This window comes from Kocuria dechangensis (assembly GCF_014636775.1).
Classification (GTDB): domain Bacteria; phylum Actinomycetota; class Actinomycetes; order Actinomycetales; family Micrococcaceae; genus Kocuria; species Kocuria dechangensis.
Genome location: NZ_BMEQ01000010.1, coordinates 1 through 26,771 on the forward strand (window position 1 = coordinate 1; position 26,771 = coordinate 26,771).

Sequence of the window (26,771 nt, forward strand, 5' to 3'; positions counted from 1 at the left end):
TGGCCGCCTCACGTTCGGAACGCCACGCCCTCAGGGCCGGGTGTACACCACGCTAGGGGACGCCACTAAAGAATGGCACGCGAGCTGTCCCCACGAGTAGGGACAGTGACGCTCAGCGCTGGGCGCCGAGCACGGAGTGGGCGATCAGCATGTCCAGCCGCCGGACGTCGACCTTCTTGCCCACGCGGACCTTGATGTAGCCGGCGCGGGTCCAGAGCTCGAGCTCGCCGTCGACGTCGAAGGTGCCGGCGTTCTCCGAGGACCACATGTTGATGGCCGAGTACGGCAGCGAGTACACCTCGACCTTCCGGCCGGTCAGCCCCTGGGCGTCTCGGACGATCAGCCGCCTGGTTGTGAAAACGGCGCTGTCGCGGAAGGTTTTGTACGCGGCCACCGGCTGCTCGCCCGGGACCATCATCTCGGCGACGTCGTGGGGGATGGGGCACTCGGCGATGAACATCCACTGGGCGACTGCTGCTGCTTCCACGGGAACTCCTTGAGGTGAGGCATGGGTGAGGTGGAAGATCTCCGGTGAAGATCTGTCACCACAACTGGCTCTTCACGCTAGTAAATGCGAACGCATAGGCTCTGATTGTCGCCTCCGGTGCTCCGGAAAAAGTCCCCGAGTGACGTCCCCCCACAGCTCCCAGCAAAAGACGTGTCGATTCTCGGCCGCCGGCCATCCACCGTCTGCAGTCTCCATGTCGCACCCTTCCCCCGCGGCACGTCCGATGATCAACCAGAAGTAGGTTTCCTCATGCGCCGTCCTGCCCCGAAGGCAGCACCGTTCCCTCGCCCGGCCGTCCGGCTGTGGGCACTGGCGCTGGCCGCTCCGCTCCTCCTTGCCGGCTGCACGAGTGTGGAGGTCGCCGTCGAGACGCCGCAGAACAGCGCTCCTGCGGCGACCGCACCGGCCACGACGGGGCCTGCGTCGTCGTCGGACTCGCCCGCTCCCGAGCCGGTGGCCGCACCTGAAGTGGCGGACGCAGCCCAGCCGGCAGCGGTGAGAACATTTACCACCCCGGACGGCGCCTACAGCTTCCAGCACCCCGCTGACTGGACTGTGGCCGAGGACCCGTCCCAGGACGGCGAGTATGTGGTCCGCCGCGGCGATGGCCAGGCGGTGGCCGGGCTCGGGGTCGGGAGGCCGGCCGGCCCGCTCGCCAGCCCGGTCTACCCGAACACCACCTATGCATCGGTCGATGTGCCAGGGGTCGCTGATCCTCTGGGTCGGAACGTCTCGGCTGTGGTCGGGCTGGTCCCCGGTCAGAGCATCGGCGGCGAGGCGATCGCCTTCGGACTCGCCGACGGCGGCGACCCGGCGGCGAACTACGGATGGATCAGGGCCGCGGATGCCTCCTTCCTGACCTTCAGCGGGATCCGGCACATCGGTAACGGTTCCACCATGCTCTCCGAGGAGGAAGTCGACCGGGAGATGGCCGCGTACACGGCGTCGGCCGAAGGCCGGTCCGTGCTGGCGATGCTTGCGAGCCTCACCATGGATCCCTCCGTCACCGGGACCGTCTGCCAGGACGGCAACTACGTCTACACCGAACTGCGAGGCCTGGACTGCGACGAGGCGACCTGGATCATCGGCGAGCTGCGCGAGAGGGCGAGCGCCAAGGACGCGTACACGGTCGCCACGAACGAGCACCTGTGCGAGACCAGGGGCACCGATCCCACGGAGTTCCATGATCCGATGTACGTGTGCGGGCCCCGAGGGACTCCGGACGTCCGATTCAATCTGGATCCGATCGTCGTGACGTGGGATCACCCGCTCCTGGATGTCCAGGAGGACACCGACCGTGAGTCCGTCGAGGACGTGGTTCCGGACGTCGACGATGCCGCGGTCGACTGCGTGGGGGTGAACTACGAGTTCACCGAGGTCGACGGTCTCACCTGCCCGGAGGCCAAGGGCATGCTCCAGCCGTTCCTCGAGGGCAAGGGCACGCCGGCCGACGAGGACGCCCAGGTCGTCGACGACACCGCGTGCACCCGTGCGCCGGCCGAGCGGGGCGGGGCCACGGTGCCCTCCTGGACGTGCTCCCGCACGCAGGGCGGGTCGTTCGTGGCCTATGCCCGGATGTAGAGCGCAGGCGGAGCGAACACCCATGCATGCTTCTTTTCCCTCACCTCGAAGGATCCGACCATGACCTTCCTCGATCCGTCCGTTGAACCGGCGCCGCCAATGCCGGCAGTGCCGAGAGTGATCGACAGCTCGTCAGCCGCTGACCGGCCTCGTCCCGCCTCGCTGATCGAGCGGATTCCCGGGCAGGCGGTCATGGAGCAGCTGTTCGCTCTCCACGGGGAGGGGCCTGCCCGCTCGTGGTGGGACCGTTTCGTGGGCACCAGTCCCCTCACCGATCAGACCCGGTCCTGGTACCAGGGCGCGCTGGGCGAGATCGCAGTCGGGTCGATCCTGTCCCGCCTGGGACCGGAGTGGACGGTGCTGCACGCGGTTCCGGTCGGTGCCGGGGCATCGGACATCGACCACGTGGTGATCGGTCCGGGCGGGGTGTTCACGCTCAACACCAAGAACCACTCCGGCCAATCGGTCTGGGTGGCTGGGCGCACGCTGATGGTGTCCGGGCAGAAGCAGTTCCACATTCCCAAGGCCTTCCACGAAGCGGCCCGCGCGCAGGACCTGCTCACTGCTGCGGTGGGGGAGGCGGTGCCTGTCACCGGAGTGCTCGTCCTGGTCGAGCCCGAGAACCTGGCGGTCAAGGAAAAACCGGCCGGGGTCACCGTGATCACCGAGCGAAAGCTGCTGCGCTGGCTGCGTCGTCGCCCGCCGGTGCTCACCTCTGAGCAGGTCAGCAGAATTGCCGCGGTGGCCGCTCAACCGGCCACCTGGCACGCCGACCCACCAGCACGCGAGGATCCTGTGGCACTGCACGGCCGTTTCGGAGCTCTGCATGCGCGTGTCCGTGCGGCCCGACGACGGCGCAGGGCATGGGCCCGGGTCAGACGGAGCGTGCACGTCGCCGCGCGACTCGCGTACGCGTGCTTGTTGATCTATGTGGGTGTGTTCCTGCTCGACTTCTTCCTCGACGGCCTCAGGCCCTGAGCCGGCTGCTCGATGCCTGGGGAAATGTCGAATGGCCGGCACGAGCGCACAGTCGCTGGACGGCGCACGCGTAGACGGCCCCCGCCCTGGTGGCGGAGGCCGTCTGCGCGTATCGGATGGTAGCTGTCAGCAGGCGTCAGATCACTGCAGCTGCCAGGTGCCGCAACGCGCGGTCTCGAAGTCCTGTCCCTCGGAAAGCGTCACGGACGGCCGGCCCCCGCCCGGGATGTCGTTGGCGATGATGTCGTCCCCGTTGGTGCCGCTCGCGAGGATGGCCCAGTAGCAACGGGAGCCCACGTCACCCGTGGAACGGTACGTACCCGGTGCGATGTCCACGCCGACGGTCCACGTGCCCTCCTGGATGGTGTTCTCCGCCTTCTTCTGCTCAGCCCCGGAGACGGCCTCCTCCCGCTTCTTCACGGCGCCCTCGGCCTCCTTGATGCCGTCCTCGCGCTCCTTCAGCGCGCCCTCGGCTTCCTTCACGGCGTCCTCGCGCTCCTGGAGGGCGGCCTCGCGGTCCTCCAGACCGGAGGACATCGCGTCGTAGTCGGCCTGGAGCGCCTCGTAGTCGGACTCGACGTCCGCCTTGGTGGAGGCCAGGGCAACGAATTCATCGCTCGCGGTGGGATCCGAGGCTGCGGCTCCGATGCCGATGCCGCCGGCCAGGAGCGCGACGGCCCCCACAGCCGCAACGATCAGTTTGGTCCTGCTCTTGCTGGGCTCCTGGCCGGACGGCTCGGCGTCGTCGGCAGGTCGCTCCTTCGTGAAGGGGGCCTTGACGCGGGACCACGCTCCCGCGAGCACCGGGCTGGCTCCGCGAGTGCTGCGGCCGGAGCCGGTGCTCTCCTCCACCTCCGGCCCGAGAGCTGCGGCATCCATCGGCTGTGTCGAGGGCCCGGGCACGGTGGAGCCGCTGTCGTCGACCCAGAACTGCCATCCATCGGGGGCGGGACCCCAGGCAGGATCGGGCGACCATTCGGGGGAAGGGGTCCAGCCGGCGGGGGGCAGCGGCCAATTGGGGGGAGCATTGAAGCGCATGGTGACATCCAGGGGATCGAATGGATATTGCAGATGTAAACGTAACTCGCCAACGGAAGCGGGCTCGTGCCGGCCCTCATGGACCGCATGTGCGCGGTCCAGAGGCGTTGGCGGTGGTGTGGAAGGAGGAGGTCAGCGGGTCCAGGAAAACTCGCGAGGAGCCCTTTTTGTCCCTCCGGCGGTGGACCGTCCATGACGGCCTCTCACCAGCCGAACGACGGTTCCGACCAGCCAGACGAGGAACACGAGCGGCGCGGTCAGCCATGAGATCCCGACGACGGCGGCCCAGACGGACTCCGGTGCCCCGGCCAGGCTGAGGAGCAGGCCGACGACGAACATGCCCACGACCAGGAAGAGCATGATCGACCACATCACCACGTGGAACGCCCAGCGGCGTCTCGGTCTCGCCGGAGGCATCGCACCAGGGAGCGGAGGATCCCACGGCTGTCGCGGGCGAACGGACAGCGGGGGGTCCCACGGCTGTCGGGGTGGTGCGGCATACGGCTGGTGGGCCGATTCCGCGGATGCCGTCCGGGGCGGTGCCGCGAGCGGTGCCGTCCGGTCCGGGGCCGCGTCGCTCCCGACGGTCTGCGCATCACCACGCGATCCGATGTCGGAGCGCAGATCCTGAGTGCCGGCCGGCTCCGGGGCGGAGGTCGCCCCCCGGGTGTCATTAGGCGGTTCCGGGAGGCTGGAGTCGAAAGCCGTCACGTCGTCGAGGGCGGCGGGTCGTTCGGCGTCGTTCCTGACGGCCGATCCTCCTTCTGCCTGCTCGAGAAGTTCCCGCAGCTCCGGTTCCCCGATCACGGCGATGCGCTGGCCTTCCCGAATGCGCTCGGCAGCCTTCTGCTCCTTGCCGGTGGCCCCCGTCAGCGGTGGGTTCCGGACGTCGGCCCCGGCGCCGATCACCAGGCACGTGACCTTCTTCGTGAGGCTCTGCGCGACGGCTGCGCCCGCCTGGCGCAGCCGCTCCTGGATCCCTTCGCGGGCACCGAAGGTCAGCTCTCCGGTGATCAGCACGACCTCGCCCTCCAGGACGGTCGGGGCGGGGGCGGTCGGATCGGCGAGCGACGGGCCGGCGACCGGCCGGTCCACATGGGTCCGGAACACCGACTCGGGGACGCGCCGGGGAGTCGTGGTTCGCAGGGAGGAGGACCCGCGGGTGGAGCGCTGCGGTGCGCTGCGCCAGAGTTCTTCCACGGAGGACGCCCCGGTGCGGCGTGCCAGTTCCACGGTCACCTGTGCCGCGGCCAGGGCATCGGCCTCGGCACGGTGGTGCGGGAAGTCGTCCAGGCCGAGATGGCTCACCACTGTGGGGAGCTTGTGGTCCACCAGGTCCAGGTGGCCTCGCGACAGCTGGAGCGTGCAGTGGAACCGCGGAAGGGGCGCTTCCACACCGGAGGCCCGGTTGGCGGCCCTCCACACGGATTCGTCGAAGGACGCATTGTGCGCGACGACGGGCAGATCGGCGCAGAGCCGGCTCAGGCGCTGTGAGGTCTCCGGCCAGGAAAGGCCGTCCATCATGCACTGCTCCCGGGTGATGCCGTGGATCGCGGTGTTGACCCGGTCGAAGTGGTCCGCCGGCGGCGGCGGTTTGATCAACCAGGAGTCCGAGGACTGCACCTGGCCGTCCCGAACGACGGTCACGCCCACGGCGCACGCCGACTCTCTCGCGCTGTTGGCCGTCTCGAAGTCGACGGCGACGAAGTCCAGCTCCGGCACGGCTACATCTCCTCGATGACGAGGTTGAGCCCGTCGTCGGGGTGGTAGCCCCAGGACGCCTCGAAGTCGCCCCAGGTGCCGGTCTGCCGCCCGTCGAGGGCGCGGGTGTTGTCCATGCGCGAGATGACGCTGTCCGAGGCCTCCAGTCCTTGGAGCACGCACACCATCTCGAAGACCACTGCGCCGTAGCTGTTCTCGTCGCCGGTGGTCTGGATCGTGACGCTGTGTCCCTCGTCGCCGACCGAGATGCCGGCCACGTCCGTCAGTCCGCAGTCTTCGACTGCGGTCTCGATGTCGGTGGAGCCGAAGTCCACGTCGGCAGTGCTGGAATCCACGGCAGTGCTGGAACCCGCAGCGCTCGGCGTGGTGGGCGACGACGCGACGGCGCCCACCACGACTCCCAGAAGCAGTCCGGCGGCCAGCCCGGTCCCCCCGAAGATCCAGTGGCGGCTGTCCGAGGACGCCGCATACGACCAGGCCTTCCTCAGCCGCGTCGGCAAGGACGTTCTTTTCTTCGTGTTCCTCGGGGCGGCAGCCGGGGAGGCAGTCGCGGGATCGTCCTCGATCCAGAACTGCCAGTCCTCGGGTGCGGGAGGCCAGGAGGGATCGGGGGACCATCCGGGAGGCGGGGTCCAGTCCGCGGGGGGTTGCGGCCAGCGGGGAGGTGTATTGAACTTCATGGCGCCATTCACGAGGGGGAGAAGTAATTGCACCTGTAAATATATCCCTCTGCGTGGAGATTCGAGGAGTCATGACGGCGCGGGGCCGCTGCCGCCCCGGGCGTCGTCGTTGTTCGTCGGTCACCACGCTGCCGTCCCGGGAGGCGGCGCCCAAGCCTAGGTCCCGGCGCCTCAGAGTCGAGGCACGCACGTCCCGGCGCCGAGTCTGGCCAGGCCGGCACGGTCGCCGGCGGCGAAGTCGGTCAAGCCCAGGTTGTCCCCGTACATCAGCTGGCTGGGGTCGTCGATGTGGGTCAGGCCGAGCACGTGCGCCAGTTCGTGCATGATCACCGCGCGCACGTGGTCCGGGCTCTCCATCATCGCAGTCAGGGACGGGGCGTCGAGGACCACCTGGCCGGTCACGTAGACGAAAGGCCGGCCGTCCACCTGCCGCGCCGTGCTGCCGCCCAGCCCCGCCACGTCCCCGGCCAGGTCGGGGTGCTCGGCGGCGTCGGACCAGGCGATGAGGACTGGCGCCCACTGACGGCCGTAGCGGTCGGGCTGGTACGGCTCGCGCCGGTTCGAGGGGGCTTCGGTGGTGGTCCCGGCGTCGACGATCTGCAGGCCCGTCGCCGCCGAGACCTCGGCGATGGCCTCGTCGATGAGCTGCTGGCCGCCCGGGGGAGCGTTGTCGGGGCGCACGACGACGCGGACCGGGCGGCAGGGATCGTAGGCGACCATCTCCTGGTCCGGGTCCGGCGAGTCCATGAAACGGTAGCCGCCTGTGTCCGCGACGGCCGGAGGAACGCCGAGCGGATCCCGGGAGGCGGTCAGCCGGGGCGGGGGCGCCGAGGCGTTCGGGAGATATGGGCTGATGGCGGGCAAGGCGTACTGATTGAAAATGGTGGGGCCGAACCACAGCACCGCCAGCAGGCCTATCCCGATCGCGGGGGACGCCCGCCACACCCTGTTGCGACGCTTCGAGGCCTTTGCCCACCGGCGGGCGGTCTTCCGAGTGACCCGTGCGGCGCGCCGCTGCTCCCGCCGTTGCCGCCACGGATCCAGCCGAGCGTGCCGCTGCTGTTCCAGGGCCTCTTCCACGACCCACTGCGGAACGCGTCCGCTCGGGGAACTCTTGAGGTGCATGGAGGTGCCGGGGTTCTCGTCGCGGCGGGGCGAAAAAGGCCCACTGGGCGTGGTGTCACTGGATGGGTGCATGTTCTCTGATTTCCGTACTGAACTGGTGCGGCAATGGGGGGGGTGTCGTGACGCCGGCTTCCCAGGGCCGGTCGCCGTAACGACCGGAGCCGACCGCACGAAAAAGCTGAGGCGAAGAAGGCTCGCGGGGCCCGGAACTTCTCTCCAGACACCACACCTGGAGAGCCGCCCCCGCCCCACCACAGAGTGGGAAGCGGTGCCGGGCCCCGCGAGAGCCGGAAACCTCGTCAGGTTCCAGCGGTCGGCCAGCGCTCCTCGTCAGGAGCCGCGACCTTACGCCTTGCTGTCTGCGAGGAGCGGTGCAGACACACATGTGCGTTGACCCCATTGTGCTGCCTCAGAGCAGGAATATGCATCCGCATATATGGGGACAGTGGTTCAGATGAAGTAGCCGCAAGGAATCTGTACGATCGCAAACAAGGGGGTTGCGGGCCGGGCGGCCCTTGGCCCAGGAGCATCCGACATCCCTCCGTCCCGACGGAGACAGCTGTGACTGCCTTGCCGTCAGTGACCGCGGAAAAGGCCGGCTCATCAGTTGAACGGTACCCACCCCCGTGCAACTGACTACACCTCATGGTTTGAGGTCTACACACCACTCTTCTCATCGTCCGACTAGGAAGCCATGACACTCACCCTCACCGGTGTCCCACGCCGACATGCCATCCTGGTGGACGCCGGATACCTCCTTGCCGCTTCTGCTCACATGATCCAGGGCACCTCGTTGCGACGGTCCATCCAGGTGGACTGGGACAAGCTCATCCAGCACCTCAAGGAGGGCGTTTCCGAGCGAGCCTGTTCCTCCGAACTGCTCCGCCTGTTCTGGTACGACGCCACCGATGTCGAGCGGACAGCCAAGCGCAACCGGGAGCACGATCTCCTGCCTTTCATCGACGACGTGAAGCTGCGTCTGGGCAGGATGAACTCCGAGGGGCAGCAGAAGGGCGTGGATCTGCGCATCGGTCTGGACATGGTCAACCTGGCCCTGCAGAAGGCTGTCACTGACGTGTATCTCATCTCCGGGGACGACGACATCTCCGAGGCGGTGGAGATGGCCCAGGAGTACGGTCTCCGCGTCCACCTGTTCAACGTCCCCGACGACACCTCCCGATTGACGGTACGGGCCACGGCCTACAACCTCGTCAAGATCGTGGACACCTGCACCGCCATCAAGCCCGAGCTGCTCCGCGATGCCATCAGGCCCAGCAAGGTCTCGCAGATCGCACCGGTTACACCGGTGTGCCCCACCCCTGCCCCCGCGCCTGTACCAGCCGCGGACAGGCGGGGCCCGGTTCCGTCGCCGGCGATGTTCAACGGCTCTGCTCCCTTCCTGGCATCGAGCTCGAGCCGCACGGTGTACAGCACCGGCTCGGGCGGCACCGGGTACTACTACGGGGACCTCGCGGTGGACCAGGAACTGGCGGAGTACATCCCGGACGTGGCGCGCACCGTGGCCAAGGGCTGGCTCGGCTCCATCACCCAGGCGGAGCTGCAGCAGGCGCTCCGGGGCAAACCGTCCATCCCGCAGGACGTGGACCGGTCCTTGCTCCAGGACCTCACCACCAAGAGCGGGGACGCGAACCATGTGCTCAGCTACGACCTGAAGGTGGACCTGCGGGCTCAATTCTGGAGAGCGGTCGAAGAGGTCAGCTCCCCGGCTCGGGTCAGATAACGGGGCACCGCCGGCGTTCGCAGCGGATGCCTGTCCGGCGGTCCGCGTGACCCAGTGCGGGCGCCATCTGATCTTCGTACCAGCAATGCCTGCCCTCGACATAGAAGGAGAACGGTGATCGACATGGTCACGATGCGGGACATCTACAAGGACCTGCCCCAGAAGTGGCGCTCCCGCAAGCCGATGCGGGAGGTCTACGTGGTGGACCGGGAGTCGGAGGGGCGATGACGGACGTGACTGGCATAGAGACTGCCGGCCGTCCTATGGTGTCGCAGGATGCTCCCTTCCACTGGATCCCGTTCTACGAGGCCGTGGCCACCCGCCTGCTCGACTATCGGAACGACCGACCCGGGCTGGCCAGGGCTTTCGACGGCGTACGGGCAGATGTGGGATCCAAGGTGTACCCGGACGTGTTCCCTGACGGCCACGAGGGGCCGGTGCAGGACATGTGCCCGTTCACGTTCATGTGGTTGTTCAGCCAGGACGGGCGCCCAGCGCGCCGTTCCCGGTTCGCCGGACTCGCCGCCGAGCATCTTGGTCTGGATGCTCCTGTGCCGTCGAGCTTCGTCGGAGCGACGGTGACCCGTTTGAAGCAGGCATGGTGGTTCCACTACGCGTCGAAGCGGACGGACGAGGTCGACCGGATCTGGCGCCTGTTCATCGCCGGGTGCGCATGGGCCGACCGCTTCGACGACCCTGACCTCGAGGCGGAGTTCCGAACGGCCTTGGCCTCGGTCCTGCAGCGAACTGACCTCGGCTGGAGGGCCGCCGTGGGCCTGTTCTACGTCCGCCCCAACGTCTTCTTCCCCCTCGGGCAGAAACACCGGGCTTTCGTGCGAGAGCTGTTCGGATTCGAGACCCCTCCACCCACGAGCGACGATGCCGTGGAGGCGTACATCAGTCTGCTCCGTCGGGTGCAGGAGTATCTGTTAAGTCCCACCGCGAAACATCGCAGCATCGCGGAGATGTCCCATGACACCGAAGGGAAGAAGGACTCCGTGGACACAGACGCTGATCTTCCGTCGGAGCAGTTCCCGACTGCCCCTGCGATGACCGAGGAGGACGACCCCCATCCGGACGACGATGCGGCCTACGGGGTGGACCACCTCATCGCGGACGGGTGCTTCCTGCCACAGGCGGAGATCACGGCCGTGCTCCACACTCTGCGGCACAAGAAGAACGTCATCCTGCAAGGAGCCCCGGGAACGGGAAAGACCTGGCTGGCTCAACGGCTCGGGTGGATCCTCGCCGGCGAACGACGTGCGAACACCGTCCGGGTGGTGCAGTTCCACCCCAACACCTCCTACGAGGACTTCATCCGGGGATATCGCCCGCAGGCGACCGACGACGGAGCGGCGGGGCTGGTGCTGACCGACGGGCCGTTCCTGCGCCTGGCCGAGCGGGCGCAGGAGACACCCGAAGTCGATCACGTAATGGTGATTGAGGAGATCAACCGGGGCAATCCTGCCCGTTCCCTCGGCGAGATGCTCACGCTCATCGAGGCGTCCAAGCGCTCCGAGGAGCACGCCATGAACCTCACCTACGTCCAGAAGAACGACGACGAGGGCGGCGTGTGGCTGCCGCCGAACCTGCACGTGGTGGGCACGATGAACATCGCCGACCGATCGCTGGCGCTGGTTGACCTGGCACTGCGCCGGCGCTTCTCCTTCATCACGCTCGAACCTCAGCTCAACGAGGCGTGGATGCAGTGGACGACCTCCCGCATCAGGAGCCGGGGAGTGGACGCGGGGAGGTTCGTCCGGGCGGTGAAGGCCGGCATCGACGAGCTGAACGAGCAGATCCGCACGGATCCCTCGTTGGGCGGCAACTTTGTGATCGGGCACAGCTTCGTGACACCCGTCGACGTCGTCGACGACGCCCCCGGGTGGTATCGCGAACAGGTGGAGACCTCCATTCGTCCGCTCCTGCACGAGTACTGGTTCGACGACCCCGAACGCGCGGCCGCGGCAGCGGACCGGCTGCTCGCCGTCCGGGCATGACGATGAGCGAGCCGGACGACGGCGCCGTCGGCGTCGTCGTCGGCGAGGGCTCGACCCGGATTCCGATCCGGAACCTCTGGCTGCTCTACCTGTACGCGGCGGAGCTGTACGAGCACCTGTCGACGTCCGAGCGGGTGCAGGGAGAGAGCAACCCGACTGCGCTCGCGGATCTGGCCGCGCGGATCCTGCTCGCCGAGGTTAGAAGCCGACTGCGACGCGGGCTGACTCCCGGATATGTCGCTCGGCACGAGGTGCTCACGCACGTGCGGGACCGGGTGGACCAGATCACCACCGCGCGGGGCATGCTGCTCGAACGAGGACGTGTCGCGTGCGACTTCGAGGAGCTGACGGTCGATACCCCGCGCAACCGCTATGTCTGCGCCGCGCTCCTGACCGCCGCACGGTGGCTCGGCGGCACGGGGGTTCCCCGTTCCGCCCAGCCGTTCCGGGACTCATCGCTGGCACATGACTGCCGTGCTGCGGCGGCCGACATGCAGCGGCTCGGCGTCACCGCGGGACGTCCGGATCCGCTGACGCCGCGGACACAGACCTACAGCCATTTCGACCGCGACGACCGCAGGATGGTCGCCGCTGCTCAGCTCCTGCTCGAGCTGGCTCTGCCCAGCCACGCGACCGGCCGCACGGCGATTCGAGGACTCGACTGGTCGGAGCATGGCCTCCGCCGGTTGTTCGAGGAGGCCGTGCGACGGTTCCTCGCAGTGCACCTCCGCCCGGAGGGCTGGTCCGTGGGCAAGCAGCAGCTCCGTTGGCCCTCTTCGTCGACGAGTTCCATGGGGCAACTGCTGCCGGTGATGGAGGCGGACGTTGTGCTGGAACACCGACAAAGCCGACGGAGGATCGTGCTCGACACCAAGTTCACGACCGCCTTCTCGAAGCAGTTCGGTCACCGCGGTGGCGGGCTGCGCTCGGAGCACCTCTACCAGCTGTACACGTACGTCCGGAGCCAGGAGCAGCTTGTGGGTGGCGACGTCCGGACCGAGGGGGTCCTGCTCTACCCGGCGACGGAGCAGGCGCCGGCGCTGGACGTGACGACTGAGATGCACGGGCACGTCTTCCGTGTTCTCACGGTCGACCTGGCAGCACCGGCGATGGCCATTCAGAAACGGTTGTTGTCCGTGACTGCTTCTTCGAGCTGACTACGGGTTGCGCAGCTCTCGCACCCCAGCTGTCCCTGAGGGAGGGGACGAGAGTCTGAGTCCTTGAGTCCTGAGTGCAACGTTCGCGGTCTGCCAATGAGAAGGGGACCCTCGAATCGTTGATGAGCCGCAGCCCGATGGGGGTTACGTCTCAATGTTTACGCCGTGTCTGCGCTCTACGAGGTCTCTGGGCAACTTAAAGATCCATTTTCATGTATTTGCCATAGCATGAGACTACGTCGTGGACCGAGCGATCCAACTGCGTTCTCCCCCTCGCGGTCCCCGCGACGAACGCAGCTTGCCGGACGGGCCCGCGCGCCTCCCCGCGACGTTCTGCACGTCGCGCGGACGAGGGAGAGCGGGGCGGCCGATGAGTGCCGTAGCGGAAAGCGTCATCGCAGCGCAGGAAGAAACCGAAGCGCACCTTGGGAACGGGCTCCCGCCTGTCCCTGAGCCGGGTCAGGTGGTCGAGGTGCGCGGCTCGCGATGGGCCGTCGCGGACGTCCAGACGCAGGGGCTCGGACGCAGTCCCGCGGACGAGTCCGCGGCGCGGATGGAGCATGTCGTCTCGCTGCAGTCCCTCGACGAGGACCGTCTCGGCGAAGAGCTCGACGTCGTGTGGGAGCTCGAAGTCGGTCACACCGTCGCTCCGGACCAAGGGCTCCCCGATACCATCACGCCGGAAGGCTTCGACGACCCCAACACGCTGGCTGCCTTCGTGGACGCCGTGCGGTGGGGCGCCGTCACCTCCGCCGACGCCAAGGCCTACCAGTCCCCCTTCCGCTCCGGCGCGACCGTCGAGGCCTACCAGCTGGAGCCGCTCCGCCGAGCGCTCCAGGCCCCCCGCACCAATCTGCTGCTCGCCGATGACGTCGGTCTGGGCAAGACCATCGAGGCGGGCCTGGTGATCCAGGAACTGCTGCTGCGCCACCGGGCCAGGTCCGTGGTCATCGTCTGCCCGCCCAGCCTGTCGCTGAAGTGGCAGGACGAGATGCGGGACAAGTTCGGCCTGGACTTCGTCATCGTCAACAGCGACCTCATGGCCGAAGTCCGCCGGACGCACGGCCTCAACGCCAACCCGTTCAACCTGTTCCCCCGGGTGATCGTCAGCATGGCCTGGCTCCCCGGCCTCCGGGCGCAACGGCTCCTCCGCGACGCCTACGCCCAGGTGCGCGACGCCAACAGCGCTCGCCGTTTCGCGTTCGACATCCTCGTGGTCGACGAGGCACACCACGTCGCCCCGGCCAGCCCGAGTGCCGCTCCCGGCAGCCGCGGTTACGCCGTCGACAGCGATCGCACGCGCGCAGTGCGAGCGCTGGCCGAGAAGTGCGAGCACCGCCTCTTCCTCAGCGCCACACCGCACAACGGACACCCAGAGTCCTTCACCGCCCTGCTGGAGATGATCGACAGCCGGCGCTTCAGCCGCGGGGCCACCATCGACGAGCGAGCCCTCAAGGAGGTAGCGGTCCGGCGCCTCAAGTCCGAAATCAAGGACAAGGACTTCAAGGCCCGCCAGGTCAAGACGCTTCCCTTCACCCCCGACGCGGACGAGCAGGAACAGTTCGAGAAGCTGGCGCGCATCCTGGTGGACAGCGCACGGGCTAACGGGAAGAAGTCCTCCGGTGACATCGTCGCGATGCTTCTGAAAAAGCGGTTCCTTTCCAGCCCGTGGGCTTTTGCCCGCACTCTGCAGCACTACGAAACGGCATCCGCCGTCGGACGCTTGTCGGACCTCGACGACGAGGACTACTACGAGGAGGTCCTCGGCAGTGGGGCCTCCGACGAGGAAGAGGGCCTGTTCGACCAGCCGGAGTTCAACACGCTGAGGCAGAGCAAGAAGTCGGACCCTCTCAGCACCGCAACTCCTGCGGAGATCCGAGAGCTCACCGCCTGGGGCAGCAGCTACGAGCACCGCCCGGACTCCCGTCTGCAGGAGCTCATCGGCTTCCTCGACGCCGTCTGCCGCCCCGACGGCACATGGACCAACGAACGGGTCGTGGTCTTCACCGAGTACGCCGACACCTTGGACTGGATCGTGCGCGTGCTGCAGCAGAAGGGTTACAGCGACGACGTGCTCGCCGTCATCCAGGGCTCAACCCCGGCCGAAGAGCGCGAGGACATCCGTGCCCGCTTCAGCACCGACCCCAGCACCGAAGGCACCGAACAGCTTCCGCGCGTCCTGGTCGCCACGGACTCCGCCGGCGAGGGCATCGACCTCCAGGCCTACTGCCACCGCCTGGTGAACTTCGACATCCCCTTCAACCCGTCCCGGCTCGAGCAGCGCATCGGCCGCGTCGACCGATACGGCCAGAAGCGCACGCCCGAGATCTATCACTTCGCGCCGGCGTCGAAGTCCACGACGTACGCGGCGGACATGGACTTCATGCGTCGCATTGCCGAGAAGATCGGCAACGTCGCCCAGGACCTCGGCTCCGCCAACCAGGTCATCGACGCGGAGGTCCAGGAGCACTTCACCGGCCCGAGCCGCACTCGCAAGGCTGCCAAGTCGGCGCAGGACACCGGCAACGCCATCATCACACGCACGCTGGCCGGCGGCATGAACCTCAGCCGACAGCTCACGGAGCTCTCCCAGTCCTACGCCGAGCGAAAGGAGGAGATGCACCTCACCCCCGGCAACGCCCGCCGGGTGCTGGACACCGCCCTCGCGCTGACCACCCAGCCCCAGCTCGAGGAGATCGGGAACGAGTGGACTAACGCTCAGGTCTTCGCGGTCCCGGCGCTCGGCCCCTCCTGGCAGACGGCCCTGCGCGGGCTGGACACTCGCCTCACACCAGGCCAGTGGCGTCCGATCACCTTCGACGACCAAGCCGCCGCTGATCGGGACGACCTCGTCTACGTCCACCTGGGCCACGCCCTGATGCAGAAGTCGGCGCGCCTGCTGCGCTCGGCGCTGTTCAGCACCGACTCGCAGGTCAACCGCGTCACCGCCGTGGTGGTCGACGACCTTCCGCAGTCCTGTGTGGCGGCGGTGTCCCGCCTCGTCCTCGTGGGACGTGGCGGCATCCGCCTCCACGAGGAGGTGTTCCTCACCGGTATCCGGATCGGCGGTCAGGACATCGCCGAGGCCAAGGTCGAAGACCTCCTCAACGACACGCTGGACGCAGAGAACCTTGCGCTCGCCGATCGTCCGGTGCGCGAGTACCTCGTGGAGCAGTGGAACGCCGACAACTCCTACCTCCGGGAACGACTGCGCTCGGCCATGGAGCGCCGCGCTGAGCGCCATCAGCAACGCGTCACCGCCGCGCTCGAGGAACGGCGGGACGCCGACGTTGCACGCGCCCGGGAGATCTTCCAGGCCTTCCGCCTCAATCTCACCGAGTCCCGGCAGCGTCTCGCCCGGGAGATTCAGGAAGAGGAACAGACGCTGCTGCCCGACGACCAACAGCATCAACGACGACGGGACATGCAGGCGATGGAGCAACGACTGGCCAGCCTGGCCGAGGAGGAGCAACGCGAAGTGGACGCCATCCGGGAACGCTATGCCGAGATCAAACCGCACGTCTCCGCGGCCGCCGTGGTGTTCGCACTGACGCCGGCGGACGCGGCGGCGGGGAAGGTGACCCGCTGATGCTGCGCCGAATCGACCGACGCCCGCGAGACGGGGCCGAGAGCCACCGGTACTGGCTCCAGCTCGTCGACACCGACGGACCGTTCCTGTCCGTGCCCGCGCTCAAGAGCGTGTGGAGATACGGCATGCCCCCGATGGACAGCGACGCGCTCGCCGTCCTCAAGCAGATCAAACCTGTTTTCGAACGAGCCTGGGAACGGTGGGATGCCCATCGCGATGACACCAGCGTTTTGAATGCTTACCGCCAGGCGCGGCAGACATGGGTCGAGACGGTGCTCAGGAACGTCCTGGGCTGGGGCAATAGTTACGTCACCGACCTCGCTCTACCCGCAGTCGCTGATGCTGCCGCGGGAGTGCGCTCGCCGAACCACACCGTCACCGTCCTCCCCTCGGGGGTGCTCGTCCATGGTGAGAACGTCGGGGCCTTGGTTCTCGAGGTCGATCCCGTCGACTCCCTCCGCGCGGCCCTCGACGACGGATGGGCCGCGAGTCCGATCGACCGAATGGAAGAGCTGCTGCGCCACAGCGGGGTGCGCATCGGGGTGGTCACCGACGGACGGTGGTGGGCCATCGTCAGCGCCCGAGAATCCACGATGGTCGCCTCCGGCGTCGTCGACTCCCAGATCTGGATCGAGGAGCCGGCAACCCGCAACGCGTTCGTCGAGCTGCTACAGCGCAAGCGGATGCTCGGCGGGAAACCCGCCGAGCGGCTCACCGAGTTGTTCGGAGCTTCCGTGGCGGCTGCCGAGGAGATCACGGACGCCCTCGGCGTCCAGGTCCGGAAGGCCGTGGAGCTCCTCGTACAGGCGTTCTCCGAAGCGGGACTGGAGACGAAGCGTCGCGGCGATCCGGACCCTCTGCCTGAGATTCGCGGTGAGGTGTATGAAGCTGCGGTCACCGTGATGATGCGCGTGGTCTTCCTCCTCTTCGCCGAGGAACGCGGGCTTCTACCGCAAGGGCGCCTCTTCGCCATGGGCTACGGCATCAGCGACCAGCTGGACCTCCTCGATCAACGGGCTCGTGACGAGGGCGCCGAATCGTTGGATGCCACCCACCTCACCTGGCACCGGCTCCTCGCCACCTCCCAGGCGCTGTACCGGGGCGCGTCGTTTGAGGACATGCGCCTGCCCTCCTACGGCGGCTCCCTTTTCGACGCCGCGCGCACGCCCTTCCTCACGGCTCGCACAGAGCGTGGCACGCTTGCCGTCACGGTAAGCGACCGCGTCATGCTTGAGGTGCTGCGGTCGGTGCAGGTCACCGAGCTGAAGGGCGAGCCGGCCCGCCGGATTTCCTTCCGGGACATCGACGTCGAGCAGATCGGCTACATCTACGAGGGCCTGTTGGGATACTCCAGCCGAGAGGTCGACCGAGTGGTCGTCGGACTGCTGGGGACCGACGGAGCGGAGCCGGAGATTCCTCTAGATGTCTTGGATGACCTCTCCGACGGAGAGCTCGACGACACGGTGATCGCCAAGTCGATCCTCAAGTGGGTCAAGGACAACCAGCCGGCGGCTAAAGCACCGACCCAGTCCAGGCTCGCCAAGGCATTGGCCTCGGGCGACAGCATGGAGGACGCTGAGCGCGCCCTTCTGACCGTGACGGGCGCCGACGAGGGACTCCGCACCCGATTACGGAGCTGGATGGGCATCATTCGCCGCGATCTGCGTGGCCGCCCTGTGGTCATTCCGCCCGGAGGACTTGTGGTGGTGGAGACTCCATCCCGTTCCACGTCCGGCGCTCACTACACTCCTCGCTCCCTCGCCGAGGAAGTCGTGGAACACGCCCTGGAGCCGCTCGTCTACTCGCCGGGGTCGCACCAGACCGCTGAGCGGGACCAGTGGAGGCCCATCTCCTCTGACAAGATCCTCGACCTCAAGGTCGCGGACATCGCCTGTGGATCCGGCGCATTCCTGGTGGCCGCTGCTCGCTACCTCGGAAAGCGCCTCGTCGAGGCGTGGCACCGAGAGGGCGTCGCGCGAGGGAGCGCCCAAAGTTTGGAGACGCATGCGGTGAGACAGGTCGTGGCGAGCTGTCTCTACGGTGCCGACATCAACGAGATGGCCGTAGAGATGTGCAAGCTCTCGCTGTGGTTGGTGTCCTTGGACCCAAAGTTGCCGTTCTCCTTTGTCGACGACAAGGTCCTTCACGGCAATTCGTTGCTTGGCCTGACCGACGCCAAGCAACTTGAACGTCTGCACATCGACCCAAAGGCCGCGTCCCAGAACGTCAGCTTCTTCGATCTCGATGTCTCAGGCATCCTCGCCGAAGCCGCGGGTTTGCGCCGACGGCTGGCTACGGAAATCGACGACTCCGATCCCCAACGCTCGGCGGCTACAAAGCGGCGCCAATGGCGGGAATACCAAGAACTTACGGCCACGCTGAGCCGCATCGCCGATGGTGTAGTAGCCGCTGGTCTCAAACTGGGCGGTAAGCCTGGCCGTGCACTAAATGAGGCATATAAAAACTTGCAGATCGCTGTGGAGCGCGCATACCCCGTCGTGGGCGAGGCGGCTCGCTCATCCATGCTGGACGCCATCATTGCCCGCGGGCTGACCCCGACGGCGACAACTGACTATGAGCGCTGGAAGCCATTGCATTGGATTTTAGCGGTGCCCGACATTATGGCTAATGGAGGATTCAATGCAATAATCGGCAATCCTCCTTTCCTTGGTGGGCAAAAGTTGACCGGATCAATGGGTACAAACATGCGTGATTGGCTCGTTAATATCCAGGCGAAGGAAGCTAAGGGAAGTGCAGATTTGGTTGCATATTTTTTCCTCCGCGCCGCAAGCTTGTTGAAAATAAATGGCTGCATGGGCATGATCGCAACAAACACCATTGCACAAGGGGTCACGCGTATCGTTGGTTTGGATCAAATGATTGGAAATGGATTTACCATAACCCGTTCCATCCAAAGCCGCAGATGGCCTGCTCGAAGTGCGAATCTGGAATATGCTGCCGTATGGGGAACTTTCGGAGAGGTGTCTCCGAGCTCGGAACGTGCTTCTGAAGGGTCGATTGTTCGGGCCATATCTTCTCTCCTTGAGCCTGCGGGGCGAGTCAGTGGCCAGCCCCTGCGTCTGGAAGAAAACATGGAAATCGGCTTCCAGGGGTGTAGCGTGTTGGGGAAAGGCTTTATGCTTGGCCATCCCGAAGCACAACAGTGGATTGATGAAGATCCTCGGAATCAAGAAGTCTTGTTCCCGTACTTGAATGGTGAAGATCTGAACTCAAATCCTAATGGTTCAGGCACACGTTGGGTAATTGATTTTACTGGGAAGACCGAAGAGGTCGCTCGAGAATATAAGCTTCCATATGAGCGGATCTTCCATACGGTAAAACCCGAGCGTTCTGGCAAATCAAAAGCGGTTAGGGACCTGCCATGGTGGCAATTCCTTCGGACTCGACCCGCCATGCGCAATGCAATCTCTTTGCTTGATGAGGTTCTGGTGATTACGCGCGTTAGTGACGTAGGCCTACCATTGAAAATAGCCACAGGGCCTGTATTTAGCGATCGCCTGGTGGTTTTCGCCTCAAATTCTGGAGATTTATTGGCCTCTCTCTCCTCGTCGATGCATTCTCTTTGGTCAGCAATGTACGGCACCACTCTGGAGACACGGTTAATATACGGGGTAGGTACGGTTTTTGAGACTTTTCCTCGCCCTGTTGCCAACGATGCACTGGAGCATGTCGGCAACCTCTTGGATGTGCACCGCCGAGCGATTATGTTGAGACGTGGACTTGGGTTGACAAAATTGTACAATCTAATAAATGATCCAGAAATTACTAGCATGGCTGATTCTGACATTTCCCTTCTGAGAGATATACATGTGGAGGTTGATATGGCGGTGATGAGAGCTTATGGCTGGGATGATGTTTCGCTAAATCATGGTTTTTATGCGTATCGGCATAAGACTCGATGGTCAGTTGATCCTGCAGCGCGTGTAGAAATTCTTGACCGCCTTCTTGAAGAGAATCATCGTCGGGCTGCTAAGCAGAGCAATGTGTTGCCGTCGACCGAGGAAATCCTTGAGGAGCAGTACGCATGACTAACTCCATAATCCACAAGGATGCCCAGCCGAGCGTGCGAGCCGAGCGTGCTCCCTACGAGCTCACCTATGAGCCCGACAATCGCTCCTGGACAGCTCGCGAAAACCTTTCAGACATCTTAGAGCGTGAGCTCCTCGGTCCGGCAGGCGGGGACGAGGAGGTCCTCGACGGTCCTCCGGATGTCGCCTACCTTGTCGGACGAATTGCTCCGGTGCGCTTGACCGGCGGATCGGTAGATCCTGTGGAGGAAGGATCGGAAGAAGCTGCCACGGACGTGGGTGACGCCGTGGCGGCTTCGCAGAGCCGTGGTGTTCCCGTGACGGCAGTCGACGACAGCACTGCTGACGCCGATGAGGACGACGTGGACGATGACCCTCCAAAACGCGGTCTCATGGTCCCGGCGTCCATGGGTTTGCGTTTTCAGATCCCGTTGGACTGTGCATCCTTCACAGTCACAGCGTCGTGGGGCGTCTACAAGAGCATGCCCGGCGAAGAGCCCAGCACGACTCGCTACAAACGGACGCCGGTGGACATTCCCGTCGTCGTGGAGGTCGCCCAGCTCAAGGCGGGGGAGACGACGACGTTCCCGCTCATGGACGACGTTGTGCTACGCATCGACCAGTATGAAGACCCCGAACTCAAGCGGCGTCTGGTGGAAGTAGCGCTCTGCAACGACCGCGAGACGCCGCGGAAGATTCCCGTGGACGCGTGGCTGTACCAGACCAAGCTCTACGTGGACGCGGGAGGCGAGGATCTCTTCCTGCCGGTGCGTGACGTCCTGGAGGACACCCGGTTCGAGTGGGACACCGAACTACGCCGGCTGAATCTCCAGTACAGGGACCGCCTCGAATTCGCCGTCGGACGGACGTGCTCCGTCGACTGGCACGTCGCCAAAGGGTCGCGCCGCGCGACCAAGGTGTGGACCACCTGGCTGCCCACCTCCGAGACTCCGCAAACCACAGCCGAGGAGATCGAGGCGGCCACCCTCGACATGACGGTGCTCGCCAAGGCCGATGTCCATGAACTCAGGGAGGGTCTCGAACCGATCGTCGCGGGCTACGCACAGTGGCTGGATCAGCAAGGGCATCGCGTGTCCGATCTGCCTCCTCATCTGCAGGAGGATGCGCAGGAGCTCATCGAAGAGGCCGGGCAGGTGCACAAGCAACTCGCGGAGGGGCTCGAGCACCTGCTGAACAATGAGGAAGCGCTGCGCTGCTTCCGGTTCATGAACATCGTCATGGCCGATCAGCGCATCCAGACCCAGCTCGCCAGTGATCGCGCCACGGACTCCAGTGCTGGGATTTTCGACGCCCGGCAGAAGGTGCTGGCTCGAGGCCCCCTGGCTCACTCGTGGCGCACGTTCCAGCTCGCCTTCATCCTCATGCAGCTGCCCCTGCTTACTGATCCGGCAGCAACCGCTCGATCCGGGGATCTGGCGAAAGCGCAGTTGCTGTTCTTCCCCACCGGTGGCGGTAAGACCGAGGCCTACTTGGGGCTGGCCGCCTATACCTTCGCCATGCGCCGTCGGCAGGGCATTGTCACGACGCCGGACGGCGAGCTAAACGGGATGTCCGGGGTCGCTGTGCTGATGCGGTACACCCTGCGGCTGCTCACCGCCCAGCAGTTCCAGCGGGCCACAGCCCTCGTCTGCGCCGCGGAGATGGCCCGCCGCGCCGATCCTGAGACCTGGGGCGCCGAGCCCTTCCGGATCGGCCTGTGGGTGGGCACGGATGTCAGCCCCAAGCGGTTCGACGAGGCCGAGAAGCAGGTCTCCAACGCCAACCACAACAAGGGCGGACGCGTGACCGTCCTGCAGTTCAAGCGGTGCCCGTGGTGCGGCACCCGGATCACCGTCAGCAATGTTCGTCCCGAGAAGGCCACCCGCAGGGTCCACGTCTTCTGCGGTGACGAGTTCGCTGACTGCCCCTTCTCCGAAGGAGGTACGGCCGAAGAAGGACTTCCCGTCCTGACCGTGGATGAAGAGATCTACCGCCTCACTCCTTCGTTCCTCATCGCCACCGTCGACAAATTCGCCCGATTGGCCCGTGAAGGGGAAGCAGCATCCCTGTTCGGGTACGTCCGCAAGCACTGCGAGCGCCACGGTTACGTCCACACGGACTACCGACACTGCGAGATCCAGGACGGCAACAAGCATCCTGCGTCTCAGGACGGCGCGCCGCCGGCGGCCGTTCGCGCCGTCGGTCGGCTGCGCCCGCCGGACTTGATCATTCAGGACGAACTTCATCTCATCACCGGGGCTTTGGGCACTACGGTGGGTCTCTTCGAGGTGGGCATCGACCTCATGTGCTCCTGGCGGGATCACAACGGCACTACAGTGCAGCCGCTGGTGGTGGCTTCCACGGCAACCGTGCGCAACGCGGCCGATCAGGTGCGGGCTCTCTATGGCCGTGATGTCACGGTGTTCCCCCCTCAAGTGTTGGACGTGGGGAACACCTTCTTCTCCACCGAGCGAGAGGTCTCCGAGGAATATCCCGGGCGCCGATATGTCGGGGTCAGCACCACGGGAGTCCGCCTTACCACGGCGGAGATCCGCGTGGCGGAGATTCTCATGGCTGCGGGCCAGTTGCTCCTGGATCGTGCGGGAGAAGTCGCCGATCCCTATTTGACGCTGGTCGGGTACTTCAACGCGACCCGTGAGCTCGCCGGCATGGCCCGTTACATGCTCGACGACGTGCAGACGTTGTTGAGCGGAGGACGTCGCTGTTCCTCACTGCCTCGGCGGCGGGGGACGGACTACGGCAACCTCCACCTCGCCGAGCTGACCTCCCGGGTGTCGAGCGACGACATCACCACCACGCTGGACGACATGGCAGTCGACTTCGACCCTGCGTTCGACTCCACGGAGGGCAGGAAAGAGCGCGCCGAGCAGATCAAGGCCGGCAAGACGCCGGCCAAGCGCGACGTGAATCCGTTCGATGTCGTCCTGGCGACGTCGATGCTCCAGGTCGGTGTGGACGTCACCCGGCTCGGGCTCATGCTGATGGTGGGCCAGCCGAAGAACACCGCGGAGTACATTCAGGCATCCTCCCGCGTGGGCCGTGATCCGAGCCGTCCGGGGCTCGTGGTGAGTCTGGGCAACTGGGCCCGCCCCCGGGACCTCGCCCACTTCGAGCAGTTCCGGCACTACCACGAGACCTTCTACGCGCAGGTGGAGGCCCTGTCGGTCACGCCGTTCTCCGCGACGTCCATGGACCGTGGACTCGACGGCGTGCTCGTCAGTGCGACTCGTGTTCTGCAGGCGGCTCGCAAGGGTGGGCTCTCCCCGGAGAAAAACGCCGGGCAGATTGATTCGGAACGAGAGGCTGTCGGCGCGCTCATCGAGGCGTTGACCGCCCGCGTGAAGCGGGCCTCGGATGAGACGTCGGCGGAAACGGCGCGCAACCGGTTGAAGAACCGACTCGACCAGTGGATCAAGCGGCGGCAGTACCTGGGCCAAGAACACAAGGATCTCGTCTATGAGCGCGTCACCGATGAGGGCAAGGCCGGGCCCCTCATCATCAGCGCAGAGAACGTGCGGGCACAGGATCAGTCCAAGGATTCTTCGCCGTTCGTCGTGGCCAACTCCATGCGCGAGGTGCAGCCCGAGATCAACCTGCTGGTCAGCCCCATCAAGGACCGGCTGTTCGTCCGTGAAACAGAGAAGACCCCCGTCTGGCAGATGCCGAGCGGAGAAGAGGACGCCTCGTGACCGCCAAGCTCGTCTACGACTCCCAGCAGGAGCTCGATCCACTCGGTGATGCCGAACAGGAAGCCGAAAAGGGGACCAAGCACAACCGCGCCAAGGTGGGCTCTGGACGCCCCTCCTCACTGATCTACACTTACGGCCCCGGTGCGATCATGGACCTGCCCCAGTTCACGATCATGCCCGCCGGGCTGGACGACTGGGACCGGATCTGGGCGCGACGGGACGGAGTGCCGATCATTCACGCTCCCCGTCTCCGGGACGTCGTCCGTATGATGCTCAAGTCCCCGGACGTGCAGCTCCGGCCGTTCCCGTGGCAGCCGAAGAAGATGTCCATGTCGCACGAAGGCGAAGATCTGGGTGTTCCCTCGCGGGTCTTTCCTCAATGGTTGAGATGCACCGGGTGCGACATGCTCGCCCCTCTGCCGCGGTTCGACTACAAGAACACGCATCCTTTCCGTACTGATGAAGCGCGCTTTGAGCACGCCAAGTGCACCGGCCGGCCGGGCTCCGGCCCGCGCAAGGCCCGGCGACAGACAGCTGTGCCGGCTCGATATTTGTTGGCCTGCGTCGATGGGCACCTCGACGAATTCCCTTACGACGCGTGGGTGCACCACGGGCAGAAGTGTTCTAAAGCGGAATTTCCGGCGCTCAGGATGGTGGACCGGACCAGCGGTAAGGGCGCGTCGGCGATTATCGCATGCGAGTCGTGCCAGGCACGGCGCCCCATGAATGAAGCGCAGGGCGAGGTCGGTGCGTCCAAATTGCCCCAGTGCCGCGGCCGCCACCCGCACTTGGACGCTTTCGCCCCCAGTTGCGAGAACAAGACCAAACTCATGCTGGTCGGGGCCTCCAACCTGTGGTTCGCTGCGACGCAGTCCATCATCGTGATGCCTGAGTCCAACACCGAAAAAGAGGTTGAACTCGCTGACCGCCTTCGGCTGGCACTTGGTGACAAGCTCGCCAAGTATCAATCGCAGCTGGATATGATCCGTGACCTGTCCGAAGAGAAGGTGGATCTTGCAGAAGTGCCGGATGAGTCGCTTGCCGAGGCAGTTGCGCAGGCCCTAGCTCCTTTGCCGTCGGACGAGGAACAGGATGAGAAGATCCAGACGTGGGATCCCGTTGATCTGCTCGTTCCTGAATGGAACTATCTCTTGAAGGATCCACTGGGTGATCGGCACGAGGACCGCGCCAGCGGGCTTACCCTGTCCACCCGTCAACGTGGTCCCCAACTGCGTCCCGAGATCACGCGGGTCCTCGCGGTCGAACGGCTCCGCAAGGTCAACGCCCTCCTCGGCTTCACCCGCATCGACGACATGGACCGCGTGGGTGACCTGCCCCGACGACTCGTCCCCCTGACTCGTACCTCACGGCCGGCATGGACCGTTGCCACGGAGGACCGCGGTGAGGGCGTGTTCCTGCAGCTGGACGAGAACGAGGTCGCGGCATGGGAGAAGCGGATCTATGCGAGCGACACGTGGGAAGCTCATCGTGACGCCCATCGACGGAACTTCAACCGGCGATTCTCGGAAACGGCCGCCGACGTCAACCCGGACGAGCGCCTCAAGCCGCCGCGCTACTGGCTGATTCACACCCTCGCCCACGTCCTTCTGCGTGAGATGGCAATGACCTGCGGCTACTCGGCTGCAAGCCTCACCGAGCGGCTCTACGCCTGGGAAGGTGTCGAAGGCCGCCCCCCAGCCGCTGGAGTGCTCATTGCCACCACCGCCTCGGACAGCGATGGCACGCTCGGTGGACTGGTGCAGCTCAGTGAACCCGCTCGGCTCGAACAGGTGGTGAAGGGAGCGCTGTACCGTGCCACTCGGTGCTCCTCGGACCCTGTCTGCGCGATGCGCACTCCGACGGATCCTGAGGACTTTCTGCACGGTGCCTCTTGTCACTGCTGCTCCATGGCATCCGAGACGTCCTGCGAGCGAGGCAACAGGTTCCTGGACCGACGCTTCCTCGTCAACCTCCCTGGGAGCACCCTTGGGTTCTTCGGAAATATCGACGGCTGAGAACGCGCCGGCCTTTGACCTTGGGCGTTTCCTGACCGGAACCGAGGCGAAGGAAGTGGCCGATCGTCTCGCGTCCGGTGCCACTATCACCATGGCATTGAACGCTGTTGCACCTGGCCGGCGGGAAGTTGCCCGTGATTTGTTGAGGCGCTCAGGGCTTGGGAGCGTGGATCGCGAACGGACCGTGGTGGTCCTGCGGGCGCTGCACGGTGCCCGCTCCACCGCAACTGCCGTGGAACCCCGGTGGACCATGCCCGGGCACCTGGCGCAGTCCGGCGCGTTGACGGGGTCCGTGGCTCGGCTGGTGGAAAATGCCCGAACGTCCATCATGTGTTCCACGTTCAACTTCCAACGGTCATCGGTGCTGTGGAAGGCCTTGGGGGACGCTAGCAAGCGCCCGGAGCTCACCGTGCGGGTCTATCTCGATACCGGTGCTGCCGACACAGAACCTCATGAGTGGTCGCCTACGACTCAGGAGGTGGCGGATCACCTTCGCCCGGCTACCGTGCTGCGTACGAGAACATTCGACGGGACGCTGGTGCGCAACCACGCCAAGTTCTTGATCATTGATCACCGCTTTCTCTTGGTGACCAGTGCCAACTTCTCCAAGAGCGCCGAGTGGAACAACGTCGAGTTGGGAGTGCACGTGGACAACGCCAACTTGGCGGAGGCCATCGAGAACGAGATGAGGAATGCTGAGACATCCCTGTACGAGGTAGTCGGGCCCACGAGTGTCGGTCCATAAATGGCCAGAGGTTGAAACGGGCATCGTAGGACCTTCCCACTGTCCATCCCGCAAGCCGGCATGACATCTGCTGGATGTGTTTGCCCCCGGAGCCTCATCGAGGACGTGCCACGCCGTTTCCGTCGAGAACACA

15 protein-coding genes are annotated in these 26,771 nt (G+C 65.6%); 10 read left to right on the forward strand and 5 right to left on the reverse strand.

All coding sequences use genetic code 11. The annotated features are described in order from the left end of the window. Positions 1-112: 112 nt before the first annotated feature. The gene (locus tag IEW07_RS10485) at positions 113-460 is read right to left on the reverse strand and encodes a PH domain-containing protein (RefSeq protein ID WP_188537149.1); all 348 of its coding nucleotides are present in this window, start codon (positions 458-460) and stop codon (positions 113-115) included. A gap of 543 nt (positions 461-1,003) precedes the next feature. Between IEW07_RS10485 and IEW07_RS10490 the strand changes: the two genes are divergently transcribed. Next, the gene (locus IEW07_RS10490; protein WP_188536966.1) at positions 1,004-2,089 is read left to right on the forward strand and encodes a hypothetical protein; all 1,086 of its coding nucleotides are present in this window, start codon (positions 1,004-1,006) and stop codon (positions 2,087-2,089) included. A 60-nt stretch (positions 2,090-2,149) separates the two neighbouring features. Next, positions 2,150-3,067, forward strand: coding sequence for a nuclease-related domain-containing protein (locus tag IEW07_RS10495; protein WP_229741753.1), 918 nt, complete (start codon positions 2,150-2,152; stop codon positions 3,065-3,067). A gap of 141 nt (positions 3,068-3,208) precedes the next feature. On the opposite strand, the gene IEW07_RS10500 is transcribed toward IEW07_RS10495, so the two are convergent. From IEW07_RS10500 to IEW07_RS20975, 4 genes are all read right to left on the reverse strand, one after another. Further along, a complete protein-coding gene (locus IEW07_RS10500; protein WP_188536968.1) occupies positions 3,209-3,946 on the reverse strand; it encodes an Rv1352/Rv1906c domain-containing protein in 738 nt (245 codons plus the stop codon). A 291-nt stretch (positions 3,947-4,237) separates the two neighbouring features. Further along, a complete protein-coding gene (locus IEW07_RS10505; protein ID WP_188536970.1) occupies positions 4,238-5,827 on the reverse strand; it encodes an exonuclease domain-containing protein in 1,590 nt (529 codons plus the stop codon). Positions 5,828-5,829: 2 nt separating this feature from the next. Next, the gene (locus IEW07_RS10510) at positions 5,830-6,162 is read right to left on the reverse strand and encodes a hypothetical protein (protein WP_188536972.1); all 333 of its coding nucleotides are present in this window, start codon (positions 6,160-6,162) and stop codon (positions 5,830-5,832) included. A gap of 516 nt (positions 6,163-6,678) precedes the next feature. Further along, a complete protein-coding gene (locus tag IEW07_RS20975) occupies positions 6,679-7,254 on the reverse strand; it encodes a matrixin family metalloprotease (protein ID WP_229741755.1) in 576 nt (191 codons plus the stop codon). A 1,072-nt stretch (positions 7,255-8,326) separates the two neighbouring features. Between IEW07_RS20975 and IEW07_RS10520 the strand changes: the two genes are divergently transcribed. The 8 genes from IEW07_RS10520 (at position 8,327) to drmC (ending at position 26,638) form a co-directional block, all read left to right on the forward strand. Beyond that, positions 8,327-9,373, forward strand: a complete 1,047-nt coding sequence (locus IEW07_RS10520) for an NYN domain-containing protein (RefSeq protein ID WP_188536974.1) — start codon at positions 8,327-8,329, stop codon at positions 9,371-9,373. A gap of 224 nt (positions 9,374-9,597) precedes the next feature. Further along, positions 9,598-11,373 (forward strand): McrB family protein, encoded by a 1,776-nt coding sequence (locus IEW07_RS10525; RefSeq protein ID WP_188536976.1) that lies wholly within the window; start codon positions 9,598-9,600, stop codon positions 11,371-11,373. Next, complete coding sequence (locus tag IEW07_RS10530; protein ID WP_188536978.1) at positions 11,370-12,530, forward strand: 5-methylcytosine restriction system specificity protein McrC; 1,161 nt, start codon at positions 11,370-11,372, stop codon at positions 12,528-12,530. The genes IEW07_RS10525 and IEW07_RS10530 overlap by 4 nt, the downstream gene beginning before the upstream one ends. A 241-nt stretch (positions 12,531-12,771) precedes the next feature. After that, entirely contained in the window at positions 12,772-16,119 is a 3,348-nt protein-coding gene (gene drmD, locus IEW07_RS10535; protein WP_308738227.1) for a DISARM system SNF2-like helicase DrmD, read from the forward strand. Beyond that, a complete protein-coding gene (locus IEW07_RS10540; protein WP_188536980.1) occupies positions 16,119-20,168 on the forward strand; it encodes an Eco57I restriction-modification methylase domain-containing protein in 4,050 nt (1,349 codons plus the stop codon). Before drmD ends, IEW07_RS10540 begins: the two co-directional genes overlap by 1 nt. Continuing rightward, positions 20,165-23,878, forward strand: coding sequence for a DISARM system helicase DrmA (gene drmA / locus IEW07_RS10545; protein ID WP_188536982.1), 3,714 nt, complete (start codon positions 20,165-20,167; stop codon positions 23,876-23,878). The genes IEW07_RS10540 and drmA overlap by 4 nt, the downstream gene beginning before the upstream one ends. Then, entirely contained in the window at positions 23,875-25,893 is a 2,019-nt protein-coding gene (gene drmB / locus IEW07_RS10550; protein WP_188536984.1) for an MrfA Zn-binding domain-containing protein, read from the forward strand. Before drmA ends, drmB begins: the two co-directional genes overlap by 4 nt. Further along, complete coding sequence (drmC, locus tag IEW07_RS10555; RefSeq protein WP_229741758.1) at positions 25,865-26,638, forward strand: DISARM system phospholipase D-like protein DrmC; 774 nt, start codon at positions 25,865-25,867, stop codon at positions 26,636-26,638. Before drmB ends, drmC begins: the two co-directional genes overlap by 29 nt. The last annotated feature ends 133 nt before the right edge of the window (positions 26,639-26,771 follow it).